The sequence below is a fragment of the Cuneatibacter sp. NSJ-177 genome (assembly GCF_022867805.1).
Taxonomy (GTDB): Bacteria; Bacillota; Clostridia; order Lachnospirales; family Lachnospiraceae; genus Pseudolachnospira.
This window is the reverse complement of sequence record NZ_JALIFO010000006.1, coordinates 1,212,729-1,227,023: the sequence shown is the minus strand read 5'-3', so window position 1 is coordinate 1,227,023 and position 14,295 is coordinate 1,212,729. Positions and strand designations below refer to the sequence as shown.

Below are 14,295 nucleotides of genomic sequence, written 5' to 3'. Positions count from 1 at the left end.
AGATTTTGGGCGCCTGTACCAGGGGGATCTGTTTTCCTATTCTATCGGCATTTTTCTAAAAAAACAAGCGATTTTCACAAGTTTTTATCTGATCCCATTCGATTTATGAATCCTGCCCATTCGCAGGATTTTCTTTTTGGGCAAAACGTCCATTGTATTCCCCATCCCTTCGAGATAAGTTCTATTTATTCAAATATAAAATAGATCACCAGGAGGAATTATGGAAACAAAAAAGATTTCAGAGTTCGGACGATACGAAGGTTACTCCGGACCAGTCTATGAATCCCGGGAGCGCATCAGCCGTTATGTACAGCTCTCGGATGGAACCCGACTGGCAGCCGATTTCTATTTCCCCTTAAAAAATGGCCGTAAGGCCGGTCCCCTTCCTGTCATTTTGCACTATACGCCCTATGCCCGACGGAAATATACTGGCAAGGTGATAGATGGCGTGCCGGAGACCACAACAACGGAAAGCATCGGCCTTTTGCCCTTGACCACTTATGGTTATGTCCTGGTGATTGCAGAGCCGCGCGGAACCGGCGCGTCTTTCGGTGTGCGCCAGGTGGTGAATTCCAGAACAGAAGCGAAGGATGGAGCGGAGCTTGTGGAATGGCTGGCGGCTCAGCCTTTTTGTGATGGGAAGGTAGCTACCGTCGGGCTTTCCTATCACGGTCAGACCCAACTGGGGATTCTTTCCCAATGCCCGAAGCATCTGGCAGCCGCCTTTATCGGCCAAACCGACTTCAACCGTTATGATGGCTGGGTGCGGGGAGGAATTCCGCGGGCCTATGGGAGAAACCCGGATTTTATCTGGGAATCGGACGAAAAAGCCTTGGAAAAGCAGATTGAGGAGGTGGCGGCTGAAACCGTTCCAGTGGACGAAGATCCGGATAAGGTATTGTTAAAGCAGGCGCTCCGGGATCATGTCAAAAATGGATTACAGCTGACCATCCAGAGAGATCTGATTTATCGGGACAGCTTCGATGAACGCTTTGGAGGGGAGGTTTGGAAATATCTCAGCGCCAGCACCTATCTCGACGCCATCAATGCTTCTGGCGTGCCTGTCTATCTGGCCGGAGGCTGCTTTGACGTGTTCCGCCGGGATACCTTTGTGATGTACCAAAATCTGAATCTGCCGAAAAAGCTGGCGTTTGGTCCCTGGTATCACGTAGGAAAAAGGGAGGACCCGACCTGGCAGCCGGAGATTCTCCGATGGTTTGATTACTGGATGAAAGGAATTGAAAACGGAGTGATGGAGGAACCTCCGATCTATCTGAGGCTCGCACACTACAATTTTGAAAAAAGGACATTCTGCAAAGAAGGGACCGGCACCTACCAGCCCGTCGGGTGCTGGCCGGCGCAAGAGGGAAAACGAACTCTTTTTTATCCAACGACCGAAAAACATCCATCCGGCCCTTCCCAGGACCATGGACTCCTCTCCCACACTCCGATTCCAGAAGCAAACCTGCGCTATCCGGCGGTCTATGGAATTCGCAGTGATGTAGAGACGCAGATTACAACCAGGGAAGATGGGTTGGGCGTGGACCAGAAAGGAATCGTCTTTACGACAGCGCCTCTCACGGACCGGCTTCCGGTGATTGGTCATCCCATGGGCCATATTGTATTTTCATTGGAACCGAACGCCTCCGGAAAAACCGTATCGGATCTGGACTTTTTTCTGACTCTCAGCGACTATGATCCGGAAAGCGGCCTGGCGTTTCCGTTTAGCGACGGCCATCTCCGTGCGTCTCTGCGGAAAACGGCTGCGCCTCCCTATGATTTTCTGGGCCTTCCCTGGCACCCTTGTACATCAGACTCAGTCCAGCTTTTGGAACAGGGGAAGCAATATGAGCTTTGGATTGATCTGATGCCGGTCTCCTATGAGCTTCCGGCTGGACACTGCCTGCGCATGACCATCTCCCACTCGATGGATCGGATGTATTATCTGGGCCGGAGTGAGTTTGAGGCGGATCCGAATGGTGAGACGCCGAGTGTTCGTCTCTATCTAGGCGGAAAGGCTGGCACTTATCTGGAAATTCCCGATATCTATGCAAACTAGAGATAGTATTTGCATGAGACTTGCCTAAAATCGGATTTTGGTTTCTGTGCACAGTGTCCATTGTCGAATCACACAGAAATCATTATGATACAGATACTAAGAAAAAAACGGCGCCGGACCGGCTGGAACGGCGTCAGAGACGGAGGAGGAAACTATGTCAGTTAATGTCATTATCACACTCATTATGCTGCTGGCGATCATTGTGCTTGTCTTTAAAGCACCCGCCAGCCCGGGCGTCATCTTTACCGGCGTCCCGATCATCGCAGCACTCTTTATGGGATTTTCCCTAGCGGAGATCAACGGCTTCATCGGAAACGGTCTGAAATCCGTATCTGGTACTCTATTCCTGATGGTTTTTGCCGTACTGTACTTTAACATCCTGACAGAAGCCGGCGTGTTTAACGCCCTGGTCAAGTTCATCATGCGCTTCCTGGGAAACAGTGTACTTGGCAGTGTTTTGGTGGCGGCGGTACTTTCCATGGCCAGCGCCCTCAGTGCTTCCGGCGCTACCACGGCGCTCTGCACCATCCCGACGATGCGCCCGGTATTTGAAAAACAGAAGATCCGTGCCACCGCGCTTCTCCTTGTGGAGAGCCTTGGCTCCGGTATTATCATCCTGCTGCCCTGGGCCCCTGGCATCAATGAGGCTGCTTCCTATGTGGGCGTGGACGTCTATAATGTATATCTGTTCCTGCGTCCTCTGATTATTTTCTGTATCGTTGCTCTGCTCCTGATGTGTATTCCAATTTCCATCCTCGAAAAGCGTCACGGCGCAGGAATGACAAAGGAAGAATTTGATGTGATGAAGGCAGAGATCAGCAAGCCGGTGGAGCTGCCTTACGGAAAAGGTGTTGCGATCTTTGACGGAGTCGTCACGATTGTGCTCTTGATCGCGCTGCTGTCCGGAAAGATCAGCACCAACGTTGGCTTTGGTTTTGGCTACGTGCTGCTTCTGATGGTCAATTTTCACTCGGCTAAAGAGCGCGGTGAGTATATGAAACGTCACTCGCCGGTCGCACTGAACATGGCCTTCACGATGCTCGGCGTCGGTGTCCTGGTTGGAATCAACGGCGGAACCGGAGCCCTCAATGATCTGGCCAACTACATTGCAGCCAACGTAAATTCCGGATTCCTGACTCACCTGCCGTTTATTCTTTGTCTGCTGAGCCTGCCGCTCTCGATCACGATCGGCGGCACGAAAAACTCGGTGATCCTGCCTGCCCTGATTCCTATTGTTACCAGCCTGGGACTTGGTTTTACCGCAGAGCAGGTGCTGGGGGCGGTGTTTGCCACCGGTGTAATCAGCGCCAATGTAAATCTCTTTAATGCCGCGCCCTACCTGGCATTAAGCCTGGCCGGAGGCGTGGAGATGAAGGATCACCTGAAGTATTCTCTCGTACCGATCTATGGATTCAGCCTTCTGATGCTTGCCTTCATGGTCGTAACCGGAATGCTTCCGATCTAAATCATACGGTAAAATTTTAAATCCTCCTTCCTTTTGGGAGGAGGATTTTTTTCAGCCGCTAATAAAGAAAGGAATGAGATTTTTATGAGTAATATTGCAACCGTAACCACGCCTTGCGGAACCATCGAAGGATTTCAGGGGGAGGAAGGCGTGTATACCTTCCTGAATATCCCTTTCGCCAAGGCCGGGCGCTGGCAGGCTCCAAAGGCCATTCCCCCCTTCTCCGGAGTACTGGAAGCCAAGGCCTATGGCCCTGCCCCGATTCAGGCGGAGCCTGATCCTTTTTTTGCCAAAAGAAACGGAGATTTTCTCGATGTTCCCACTTCGGAGGACTGCCTGAACCTGAATATTTGGGCCGCTGACCTGAAAACGCCGAAAAAAGCCGTCCTGTTCTGGGTGTACGGCGGCTCCTATATCATGGGGTACAATTATAAACGCTTGAATCTGCCGGAGAAGCTGGTGAAAGTTCATCCGGATCTTCTGGTGGTAGCCCCCAATTACCGGGTCGGCGTGCTGGGCAGCTTAAACCTCAGCAGTGTGGATCCGGACGGAGCTTACCGTTTCAGCAACAACCTGGCGCTCCTCGATCTGATCGCCGCGCTGAGATGGACGAATCAAAACATTGAGGCTTTCGGCGGCGATCCGGAAAATGTTACCATGTACGGTCATTCCGCCGGCTCCAACGCCATCAGCCATCTGCTGGTGATACCGGAAGCGGAAGAATTTTTCCAGAAAGCCATCATCCAAAGCTCCTATATGACGGATCTGGGCACCGTCGCAATGGATACCAGTGAGGAGATCGGCCGCAAGTTTTTGGAGCTGGCCGGGGTATCGAGCCTTGAGGAAGCATTGGCTTTGTCCGCGGAGCAAATTTTGGAGGCACAGAAAAAACTTTTTGGTTTCCGCTACGGCGGCAGCAAGGCCAGCAAACTCTTCTCTCCGGTTCAAGATGAACTGACTGTCAGCAGCGAGGCTTTCCGCCGTCTGACAGAGGGGGATTTCAAGGCGAAGGCACTGATGATCGGGGGCAGTGAAGGGGAATACGATCAGATGTTCCTGAAAATGAACACGGAGGAAACCAAGGCTTCCGTGATTCAAAGAAACAGCGATAAAGTGGTCACTGAGGCTGACATGGAGGCGTTCCGCCTGCTCCATCCGGAGATGACGGAGAAGGAAGCTTACATGTCCGTGCACAATGATCTTGGGCTACGGCTGGGCGGCGAATGGATCGGACGCGCCTGCTGCTCTCATATCCCGGTTTACGAGTTTACGTTCCGCCTCCGGGATCCGAAGGAAGGCTGGCGCGCCCTCCACGGCGCCCCCTGCAACTATGTATTCGGCAATCTGATCCCGGAAGGCGCGCCGGAACAGCTCTCCTTCCAGATGATGGATGTATGGGCCGCGTTCGCAAAATCCGGAGATCCCAATACTCCCGCGATTCCGGAATGGCCGAAGTACGAGCCGGACGGCGCGGTGATGGCCATCGGGGAACAGTGGGAGCTGGATCGAGGGTACTGGAAGAAAGACTTTGCTTTCTGGAAGGACCGCTTTGCGGAGAAGAAGTGGATGCCGTAAAGGAATCTCCTTTGGAGAAATCCGGTGTAAGAACATCTGATGAATAGAAAAAAGGAAGAGGATTCCCATTCTCCTCTTCCTTTTTTTCGTCCGTCAATCCCTCAGCGCTTTGGTCTTCCACTTTCCTCTGCGGTAGAAAAACGCAGTGATCACAGCTCCCAGAACCCAGGAGATCAAAAGGGATACAAAGACGCATTCGCTCCGTCCGAAGGGCAGTTCTTCCGTCCGGGTCAGCCAGGAGATGCCGTAGGCGATGGGGATCCGGATCAGCACCGTGGTCACCAGCGAAATCCACATCGGCGTCATGGAGTCTCCCGCGCCCCGCATCACGCCGGACAGGCTCTGGGTCACTGCCATGGCAATATAGCCGACAGCCAGAATCCCCATCATATACCGGCTCAGTTCCACCAGCTCCGCGGTTTCGGTGAAAATCCCCATCAATCCCTTTCCAAAGATCAGGATCAAGGATGTGATCACAGTGGACACGCCCATGGCGATCAGGGTTCCTTGTTTCGCGCCCTGCTGAACTCGGTCATATTTCTGCGCGCCTACGTTCTGCCCGGCAAAGGTGGTCATGGCCGTGCCGAAGGAAAAGTTCGGCATCATGGCGAAGCCGTCCACGCGCATTACAATAACGTTTGCGGCAATGAACATTTCGCCGAACCGGTTCGAAAGCGACTGGACCAGAATCATGGCCATGGATAGAATCATTTGGGTGAAGCCGGAAGGCAGGCCCAAGCGGATGATATTGGCCGTGTGCTTGCGCTTCGGGCGCAAATACCGCAGTTTCAGATCAAAAATATCGGTCATGCGCGCCAATTTTAAAATACAGAGCACAGAAGAGACCGCCTGGGCAATGATGGTGGCCAGCGCCACGCCCGCCACCTCCATGTGAAACTGCGTGACAAACAGGATGTCCAGGATGATGTTCAGCACTGTGGCGATCAGCAGATAGATCAGCGCTGAGACGGAGTCTCCCAGTCCGCGCAGGATTCCGCTCAAAATATTATAGTAGGCCATGCCGGCGATTCCCACAAAGATAATGACCAGATAGGAAACGCACCAGTCGATGATTGTGTCCGGCGTGTGCAGCAGTTTTAAGAGCGGGCGGGATACCAGCGGAGCCACCACCATCAAAATCACAGACGAGATCGCCGTCAGCGTGATGCAGCAGCCGATGGTGCTGGATAGTTCTTCCCGGTTTCTGGCGCCGAAATACTGGGAAACCATGATCCCGGCTCCCACGGAAATCCCGATGAAGAGCACCAGCAAAAGATTCAGAATCGGTCCGGCGCTTCCCACGGCGGCCAGCGCGTTGTCACCCACGTATTGGCCGACCACGATGCTGTCCACGGTATTGTACAATTGCTGCGCGATATTTCCCAAAAGCATGGGAATCATGAACGCCACGATTTTCTTCCAGGGCGTCCCTTCCGTCATATCGGTCGGCGCAAATAGAATCTTCAGTTTCTTCCACATACCTATTACTCCTCCTGAAAAGCAAAAAAACTCATTGTATCCTATCCTAACAGCTTTTCCCTCAATTTTCCACTGTTTCTTTACCTTTTTTGCTTGATCAGGATTTATGTGGGTGAAAAGGAAGTCCGTATTAAGAAAAACGAATGTTCAAGTAGCCATCCGCCCATTTTGCGCCTATGAGCTCCCTTCCCTTTGCCTCCTCCGGCAGCGGAAAGCGCCTGGTTTGATTTTGCACGCCCAAGATCAGTTCCCCTTCGTACTGGCGGAGATCCAGCTCCTCCTTTCTCGCAAAGGGGAGGAGAACGCGTAACACCACCTGGCCCGCCTCCCGGTTTACCGAGTAGATTTCCTCACAGAATAAAACTTCGGACGCGTCTGCGCCGGAAAACAGCACTTCTCCAATCCGCCGCAGAACCGGAAGGGTTCGAACCTCTTCCTTTTGCAGTTCCAGATTAAAACGCGGAACCTCAGAAAAACTCTCTTCGATCTCCGCCAATCCTTCCCGCTGCATGATTTTCCATTTACTGAAATACCCTTCCATCGCGCGATCCGGATAAATCCGGTTTACAATCACGGCATCCACATTGTAATTGAAAAGATGGAGGCAGGTGAAATTCCGTTTTGCCTCGCGGATCACGATTTTCTCCGGTGTAGTTACGATCCGCAGGCTGACCGTTTCCCGGTCCAAGAGCAATTTTTGAAGCCGTTCCATTTTGTCCATCACGCGCTCCAGGTCGTCGAAGACCGAATCCTCCGGCATGGGTATCTTTGTCAGTTTTTCTACCAGAGGCCCTGCGATCTGGACGCCTTTGCGCTTGGCCGGCAGGACCTTCCTCATGAATCCGGACAGCTTTTCTGGATACTTTAAGAGAGAAAGTGTCTCCCCGGTAGGCGCGCAGTCCACGATCAGCACGTCAAACGCATTTTCCTCATAGAAGTCCAGGATCCGGAACAAGGAGAACAGTTCCTCCAGTCCGGGAAATACCAAAAGCTCCTCCACTTCGATTCCGCCTTGGCCATGGGAGGTCAAAAGTTCCTTGAAATATCCCTTGAGGTTTCCCCAGCTTTTTTCGCTTTCGCGGACCGTGTCGATCTCCATGGCAAAGAGGCGGTCCGCCACGGGAACCGGTTCGTTGCCCAGTTTTTGTTCCAGGGAATCCCCCAGGCTGTGGGCCGGATCCGTACTCATGATCAGCACATTCTTTCCGGATTCTGCGATCCGGCAGGCGCTGGCCGCCGCCACGCTGGTCTTTCCCACCCCGCCTTTTCCCGTATATAATATAATTCTCATGCCGCCCTCCTAATCAATCGTCACCTTTTTGACTTCACCGCCCGTTTTTTCTTCCGGCTGTTTCTCCGTTCCCATCTCCTTTAGGCAGTCCAAAAGCAATGCCCGGCACTCCCGCTCGATGATATCCAGATGTCCGGCGGCTTTTTCCGGGAGCAGGGCCCGCAGCGCCATTTTCTGGTATTTTTTTGCCTGAATGAGTCTTTGTATCGTTTCAGACTTCATCTTCCGTCCCCTCCTTTTCGAATTGAATCCGCAGCTTGCCGTCCGCAAGTTTTGCCGATGTGATCCCATAGCTTCGCAGCACGTTGGGCAGCGGAATATTCCGCTTGAAATTTCCCACCCGGATTACCACGTCGGTGTTGGCCTGGTACAGATCCAGCTCCCCTTTTTTGACATAAGGCAGATCCACGGTCAAAAGATAGCCGGAGGCGTTTTGTTCAAATACTTCCCGTCCGGTCACCGGCCGGGATTCAAATACCGCAGATTCTGCCAGCGCGTCCGTGCAGATCCGGTTGACGGCTTTTCTTCCTTTCAGCTCCTCGTCGTACCAGGGGATCCGGACAATAGGCAGGGCCTGGAAGCATTCTTCCAGCTGACCAAGATACCGTTTCTGGATCGGGATCCATTCTTCAAAGAAATCATTGTTCAAATCCGCCGGCAAAATCCGGTTGATATACAAACCGTCCACATTGAAATTGTAGAGATTCATGTACATATAGTTCCGCTTGGTCTCCTCCACCACCATTTTTTCCGGCATAGTCACCAGTCGGACGCTGGTGACTTCCCGGTTCTTCAGAAGTTCCTGGAGTTCCGCCAATTTCAGGTACAGCCGCTCGATATCATTCATTGCCGTCCGGTTCGGCAATTCCACCTGGAAAAAGTGCTTTGATACCGGCGAGAGCAGGCGGACCGCCACCTTCCCAATCGGAAAGAATTTTTCCATATACCAGGACATCAGCTCCGGAAATTTCAGCAGGGACAGCGTTTCTCCGGTGGGAGCACAGTCCACGAAAATTCGATCGTACCGTCCCTCCCGGTACAGGTCCGCGATTTTAAGGAGAGAAAACAGCTCATCCATCCCAGGCAGCATGCCCAGTTCCTCTCCGTCCGCCTCCGAGGACAATAATTTCGCCAGGCAGGCCGTGATTTCGGAGAAATCCTGCTCCATCACGTAATCGGGATCGATTTCATAGAGATCCAGATTTTCTTCCACTGTCACCGGTTCCTTGCCGAGGGATACTTCGAAAATATCTCCCAGATTGTGGGCCATGTCGGTGCTGACCAGCAAGGTCCTTTTTCCTTCCTCGGCACTTTTGATCGCATGGGCGGCGGCAACGCTGCTTTTCCCCACTCCGCCCTTTCCGGTAAAAATATAGATTCTGCTCATTGGTTGGCCTCCGTTTTCTTGGATTTCCAGATAAAAGATGTTAGTTCTTGATATGAATAGTTCTTTCTTCGAAGTATTTATCTGTAAAATAGGAACGGAACCATCCGCGGACGCGGTGATGTCCGTTCCTGTCACTGGATTTCAATTTTTTTGACTTTTTTCTTCTTTGCGCCTGCGCCTTGTTCTTCCTGCAAAATATCGAGCACCTGATTCATCATCCGAAGCAGCAGGTCCATCTCTTCCGGGGAGAACGCTTTCAGTACTTTGCCGCTGTAGTGGAGAAATTCTTTCAATATCGCCTGGATTTGATCCTCCCCCAGATCACCCATGCGGATTGTCACCACTCTCTTATCCTCGGCGCTCCGCTCCCGGATCACAAGCCGCCGCTTTTCCATTCGGGCGATGATGCCGGTGGCCGTGTTCAGAGGAACATGGAGATAATCCGCCACCTGCGTCATGGTGCTTTCCCCGCGGCGGTACAGCAGCCAGAGGGTAAAGAGCTCATTTTTCGAGCAGTCAAAGAGAATATTCTCCCAAATCTGCGGGGAGAGCAGATCTTTGATTTGATCGACAAATTGATAAATCTGTTGTTCCCATTGGTTTTCCGTAAGTTTCATGGCGCCACCTGTCAGTCAAACAAATAGTTCTCTTCTCGAAGTAATTTTATTCTACTTCCGAACTATTCTTTTGTCAAGTCTTTTTGCAACGAATCTTGCCGTCCCGATCCACAGCCGCAGTTTTGCGCGGTGTTTTCGTACGGATCTTGCACGAAAATCCGGAGTCAGAGGACGCGAAACGATGCTTTTTATCGCTTCTGCATATCACGAAGCGTGTTACTGCTCCGGATACAGGGACTCGATTTCCCGGATTAAACCGGCGGGAATACTGCGGGGACCGCGAACGGAGGAGACGCCGTGCCTTTTCAGCACATCCAGTCCGACCGGTGTTTGATCATACCGTTCCGCCAACTGCAAACGCATGGCACGGCTCATCCTGACATTCGGGTTCTTGGACGTATGGGGAATGTCCACTTCCACGGCCTTGCACTTGCAGCGGATAGCGGAAACCGGCGCAGCGACATAGAGATAAACCGTGTCGCCCACCGCGATATGATTGCTCTGTTTCCAGAGGAATTGTGTGCCGGCGCCTTTTGCGATCACAGCCTCAATGTCAAAGTAGCTGGGATTTGCCGGAACAATCCACTTGGTATTGCGGGGACCGGTTTGTTTTCCTTTGACTTTTCTTCCAGTCAGCTGAAAGCTCATGTCAAGCAGGGAAAAGATCAGTTCCAGATCTACGGTTCCATCCAAGAGCACTGTGATCCAGTGTCCCTTATTCATATGATAGCCAGGGAAAATACCTTCCTCCAGCAACAGGGAACCGGCCAGATCCGGATCCACTTTTATGTCGAGAATATCCACATAACCGTCCCCAGGCAAACCCAGACGGTCCCTTGGAATATCCATCAGGATACCGTACCATTTTTGATTATCCGCGTGGCGGAGAATCGCATAGCCGGGATATTTCATCCAAAGGTATTCCGGCTCGGTTTTATATTGTTTATGCGCTTGCTCTAATACGTCGCTGCGAAATGAAATCATGTCGGACGTTTCCTTCCTTTCTTTTTCTTCCTGACGCTTTCGTCCCCTGTACATCCGCGCCGGACCTTTAAGGTAAAAATCTGGCACGGCCGCGTTTGACTGGGATGGCATTCTGGTGTCAGTATAGTAAAGATAAGGAAAAAAGTCAATTACTCTGCTTCCGGCTGGAAGATTAGGCGGGAAGGATCCAGAAGGGATCCACGGATTACCGGGATCCGGCGGATCGGCGGATCGGGATTCGGATCACGGTTTTCTTCTTGGCCGGTTCCGTCTTTCTGGCATCCGTCAAATAGATTTCATGGTGACGGCGTTCCCCTTTGATGTCGGCTTCATACCCAGCCTCCGTCAGATACCGGTCGATTTGCCGGATGGTGTCCGACTCGCTGTCAAAGGAGCCGATATGCAGAGCCTGGCAGCAGAGGCCCTCCCGATACTGCTCCAGGCGGACTTTTGACAGATCCAGCTCCGGCTTTTTCTTGTCCAATCTCTCCTTGGCCGCATCCAGTACCTTTCGCGTCACAAATTCCGGCTGCCGGATCAGGGAGGTCCAGGAAAACTGGCTTTTATTCAAAATATGGTCATCCTGGGGTGCTTCTTCTGTTGTCCACAGGCCTTCCAAAGGAGGGACGACGTAGTCATAGTATCCTTGGGGCGCAGCCCCTTTTTTCGGACTCATCTTGATTTCATAAGACAGGCCGTAGAGCATTTCAATCGCCTCCTGGTAGGCAGCGCTGGTGTTGGGATCCCCGGTTCCATCCACCATCAAAAACAGCAGATCCGGAACATCCAGGATCCTAGGTTCCGTCCCCGGCTGATAGAGCGCCCGGTCTTCTTTCTTAAAATCCCGCTTCACACACTTTTTTTCTTCCATTTATTCTCCCCTCTCTCCGTATTCGTTCCTCTCCTGCTCTTCTTTGTCTTCTTCGCTTCCATCCTCCCGGTACTTCGCCCCAACCTGCTCCACAAGGGCTTTCAATTCCGCTCTCAGGCAGCTAGGTTCCAGGAGTTCCGCCTGATTGCCAAAGCCAAGAAGCCAGCTAAACAGATTTTCCCGGTCCGTAAAACCAAAATGGAACAGCAATTTTCCATCTGGCTGCTCTTTAAAGCTGTCGACGCCGAATTCTTCGATCAGCCGCCATTTTGCCTGTGATTCAAACAAGATCGTAACGTCCAGATTGGTGGGGAAAATCCTCTCGCTTGTAAAATCCGGAACCGGAACCTCCCGCATCTCATAGGTTTCACTGGTTTTTTCCAGGTCTAAAATCCGGTTTAGCTTAAACAGCCGGTAGTCCTGCCTGGCGTCGCAGTAGCCCCAGACATACCAGGAGGTCCACTGGAAAACCAGCAGATAAGGCTCGATCTGCCGTTCGCCCTGGCCCTGGGGGGAGACATAAAAAAACCGGATTTTCCTGCGCGCTTCGATGGCTTCTTGAATCTGTGCGATTTTAGGGGCCAGGGAATCTTTATACCAGGAAGACAGGTCGATCAAAATATGCCCGCCGGGGGAGAGCGTTGAGGAGGTTCCGGCCGACAGTTTTTCCATCAGCTGCTGGTACCGGTTGGTCCCGCTGACGCTGTCCAGGCTTTTCAGTCCGGCCAGGATTGCCTGTAACTCCGAGGACGTTAGCAAGGTCCGGTCGACCCGGTAGCCTTCCATAATCCAGATCCCTCCGTTTTGCCCCTGGGAGGTGACAATCGGAATCCCGGCCTTACAGAGAGCCTCGATATCCCGATTGATGGTCCGCCGGGATACCTCAAACTTATCTGCCAGATAGGGGGCGGTCACTTTCTCTTTCTGGAGCAGGATCGATAAGATCCCGATCAGACGGTCAATTTTCATTGGCCCAGCACTTCCCGGTAAAAGGTTTTCGCCTTCTCCATGTCCCTCACTACAAAGAGTGGATTCTTCGTTTTCATGTCTTACCTCCATTTTTCCTATCAGGCGGGATTGCATTCGGTTTGCCTGCGTATTCAACCTGTCTATGCCGCTGTGATCAGGACGGGCTATCCGGATTCTGGTGTTTTATTTGATTCAGCCGTTCCGGTTACCGCGGTAATCTATTTGTATCACAGGGAACACGACACTAGTCTGTCATGGTTGAAATAAAAAGGCGCAGGAAAGTATTTCCTGATTTCCAGGCCTTCCTGCACCACTTGTTTCCGCATTTTTATACGATTCCCTTTTCCTGCTCCAGCTGCCTGAGCGCCAGGATGGTTTTCTGGATCACATCCTCCAGCGTGGCTCCCATCATCTCTACCCCCTTGGTGATCACCTCACGGGAACAGCCGGCCGCAAAACTGGGCGTCTTGAATTTCTTCTTGACGGATTTTACCTCCAGATCCATCATGCTCTTGGAAGGCCGCATGATGGCCACAGCCCCGATCAGGCCGGTCAGCTCGTCCACGGCGAAAAGCACTTTCTCCATCGGATGTTCCGGCTTGATGTCCACGGTCAGGCCATAGCCGTGGCAGGCGGTCGCGTGGATGATCTCTTCGTCCACGCCTGCTTCTCTCATGATTTCCTGGGACTTTACGCAGTGCTCGTCCGGATACATCTCAAAATCCAGGTCATGGAGCAGGCCGACGATACCCCAGAAATCCACCTCAGCCTCGTCATATCCCATATCCTCCGCCCAGTAACGCATCACGGCTTCCACTACCTGGGCGTGCTTTAAATGAAATTCATCCTTGTTGTATTTCGTGAGCAGATCCCATGCCTGCTCCCTGGTCATGCTTGTCTTCATGGTTCCTCCTGTATTTTTTTCTTTTTTAGCTTTTTTTATTTTGATCGGCTGCCTGAATCAAAGATTCCAGCTCCTCCGCCGTCCGGGCCAGCGGCGCCTTTGTGTGCCCGCGCATCTCGGCCTCGTCGCGGAATCCCCAGAGGACGCCGATAAAGTCTACCCCCGCATTCCCGGCCGTTTCGATGTCGGTGGGGGAATCCCCGATATAGAGAACTTCTTCCCGGCTTACCCCTAACCGCTCCATACAGCGCAGCAGATTGTCCGGGGCCGGCTTTTTCCGATAGCCTTCCCGGTCTCCGATTGCCTCATGGAAAAGCGTGCCGAACGCATGGCGGCACAAGGCCTGAACCGCCGTCTCAAATTTATTGGAGACTACGGCCAGGCGATATCCCTGCTCCTTCAGATGTTCCAGCAGAGCGGGGATGCCGGGATAAGGGACCGTCCGATCCAGCATATGCGCGGAATAATAGGCCCGGAAGTCCGCCAGGCAGGCGGCCTCCACTTCCGCAGGCGTACCGGCGGGAACCGCCCGCTTAATCAAAAGCGGCACGCCGTTTCCGATAAAACGCCGCACCTCTTCCACTGTGCGTTCTGGAAAATTCCGGTTCCTCAGCGCAAAATTGGCTGCGGCGGCCAGATCTTCCAGAGAGTTTAAAAGCGTCCCGTCCAAATCAAAGATTACGGCTCGTTTCAT

Annotated in this window: 14 protein-coding genes; 3 read left to right on the top strand and 11 right to left on the bottom strand. The window is 52.4% G+C overall.

Annotation, left to right across the window (positions count from 1 at the left end; all coding sequences use genetic code 11):
• The first annotated feature begins 220 nt into the window (after positions 1-220).
• From MUB23_RS13545 to MUB23_RS13535, 3 genes are all read left to right on the top strand, one after another.
• Complete coding sequence (locus MUB23_RS13545) at positions 221-2,059, top strand: CocE/NonD family hydrolase (protein WP_244801128.1); 1,839 nt, start codon at positions 221-223, stop codon at positions 2,057-2,059.
• 154 nt (positions 2,060-2,213) lie between these two features.
• A complete protein-coding gene (locus tag MUB23_RS13540) occupies positions 2,214-3,524 on the top strand; it encodes an SLC13 family permease (protein WP_244801127.1) in 1,311 nt (436 codons plus the stop codon).
• Positions 3,525-3,608: 84 nt separating this feature from the next.
• Positions 3,609-5,099, top strand: a complete 1,491-nt coding sequence (locus tag MUB23_RS13535) for a carboxylesterase family protein (protein ID WP_244801126.1) — start codon at positions 3,609-3,611, stop codon at positions 5,097-5,099.
• A 93-nt stretch (positions 5,100-5,192) separates the two neighbouring features.
• On the opposite strand, the gene MUB23_RS13530 is transcribed toward MUB23_RS13535, so the two are convergent.
• The 11 genes from MUB23_RS13530 to MUB23_RS13485 form a co-directional block, all read right to left on the bottom strand.
• Positions 5,193-6,578 (bottom strand): MATE family efflux transporter, encoded by a 1,386-nt coding sequence (locus tag MUB23_RS13530; RefSeq protein WP_244801125.1) that lies wholly within the window; start codon positions 6,576-6,578, stop codon positions 5,193-5,195.
• 130 nt (positions 6,579-6,708) lie between these two features.
• Entirely contained in the window at positions 6,709-7,869 is a 1,161-nt protein-coding gene (locus tag MUB23_RS13525) for an ArsA family ATPase (protein WP_244801124.1), read from the bottom strand.
• Positions 7,870-7,878: 9 nt separating this feature from the next.
• On the bottom strand, positions 7,879-8,091 hold the full coding sequence (locus tag MUB23_RS13520; RefSeq protein WP_244801123.1) for a hypothetical protein: 213 nt from the start codon (positions 8,089-8,091) through the stop codon (positions 7,879-7,881).
• Complete coding sequence (locus MUB23_RS13515; protein WP_244801122.1) at positions 8,081-9,256, bottom strand: ArsA family ATPase; 1,176 nt, start codon at positions 9,254-9,256, stop codon at positions 8,081-8,083. The genes MUB23_RS13520 and MUB23_RS13515 overlap by 11 nt, the downstream gene beginning before the upstream one ends.
• A 131-nt stretch (positions 9,257-9,387) precedes the next feature.
• Complete coding sequence (locus MUB23_RS13510) at positions 9,388-9,873, bottom strand: MarR family winged helix-turn-helix transcriptional regulator (RefSeq protein WP_244801121.1); 486 nt, start codon at positions 9,871-9,873, stop codon at positions 9,388-9,390.
• Positions 9,874-10,089: 216 nt separating this feature from the next.
• Positions 10,090-10,857: an MmcQ/YjbR family DNA-binding protein gene (locus tag MUB23_RS13505; RefSeq protein WP_244801120.1), complete on the bottom strand. Its 768-nt coding sequence runs from the start codon at positions 10,855-10,857 to the stop codon at positions 10,090-10,092.
• 205 nt (positions 10,858-11,062) lie between these two features.
• Positions 11,063-11,728 (bottom strand): GyrI-like domain-containing protein, encoded by a 666-nt coding sequence (locus tag MUB23_RS13500; protein WP_244801119.1) that lies wholly within the window; start codon positions 11,726-11,728, stop codon positions 11,063-11,065.
• Entirely contained in the window at positions 11,729-12,697 is a 969-nt protein-coding gene (locus MUB23_RS13495) for a helix-turn-helix transcriptional regulator (RefSeq protein ID WP_244801118.1), read from the bottom strand.
• Positions 12,694-12,774 carry a VOC family protein gene (locus MUB23_RS20145; RefSeq protein WP_442874115.1) on the bottom strand — a complete coding sequence of 27 codons (81 nt, stop codon included), beginning with the start codon at positions 12,772-12,774 and terminating at the stop codon, positions 12,694-12,696. Before MUB23_RS20145 ends, MUB23_RS13495 begins: the two co-directional genes overlap by 4 nt.
• Positions 12,775-13,025: 251 nt before the next feature.
• Complete coding sequence (locus MUB23_RS13490; RefSeq protein WP_244801117.1) at positions 13,026-13,601, bottom strand: hydrolase; 576 nt, start codon at positions 13,599-13,601, stop codon at positions 13,026-13,028.
• A gap of 25 nt (positions 13,602-13,626) precedes the next feature.
• Positions 13,627-14,295 carry an HAD family hydrolase gene (locus MUB23_RS13485; protein ID WP_244801116.1) on the bottom strand — a complete coding sequence of 223 codons (669 nt, stop codon included), beginning with the start codon at positions 14,293-14,295 and terminating at the stop codon, positions 13,627-13,629.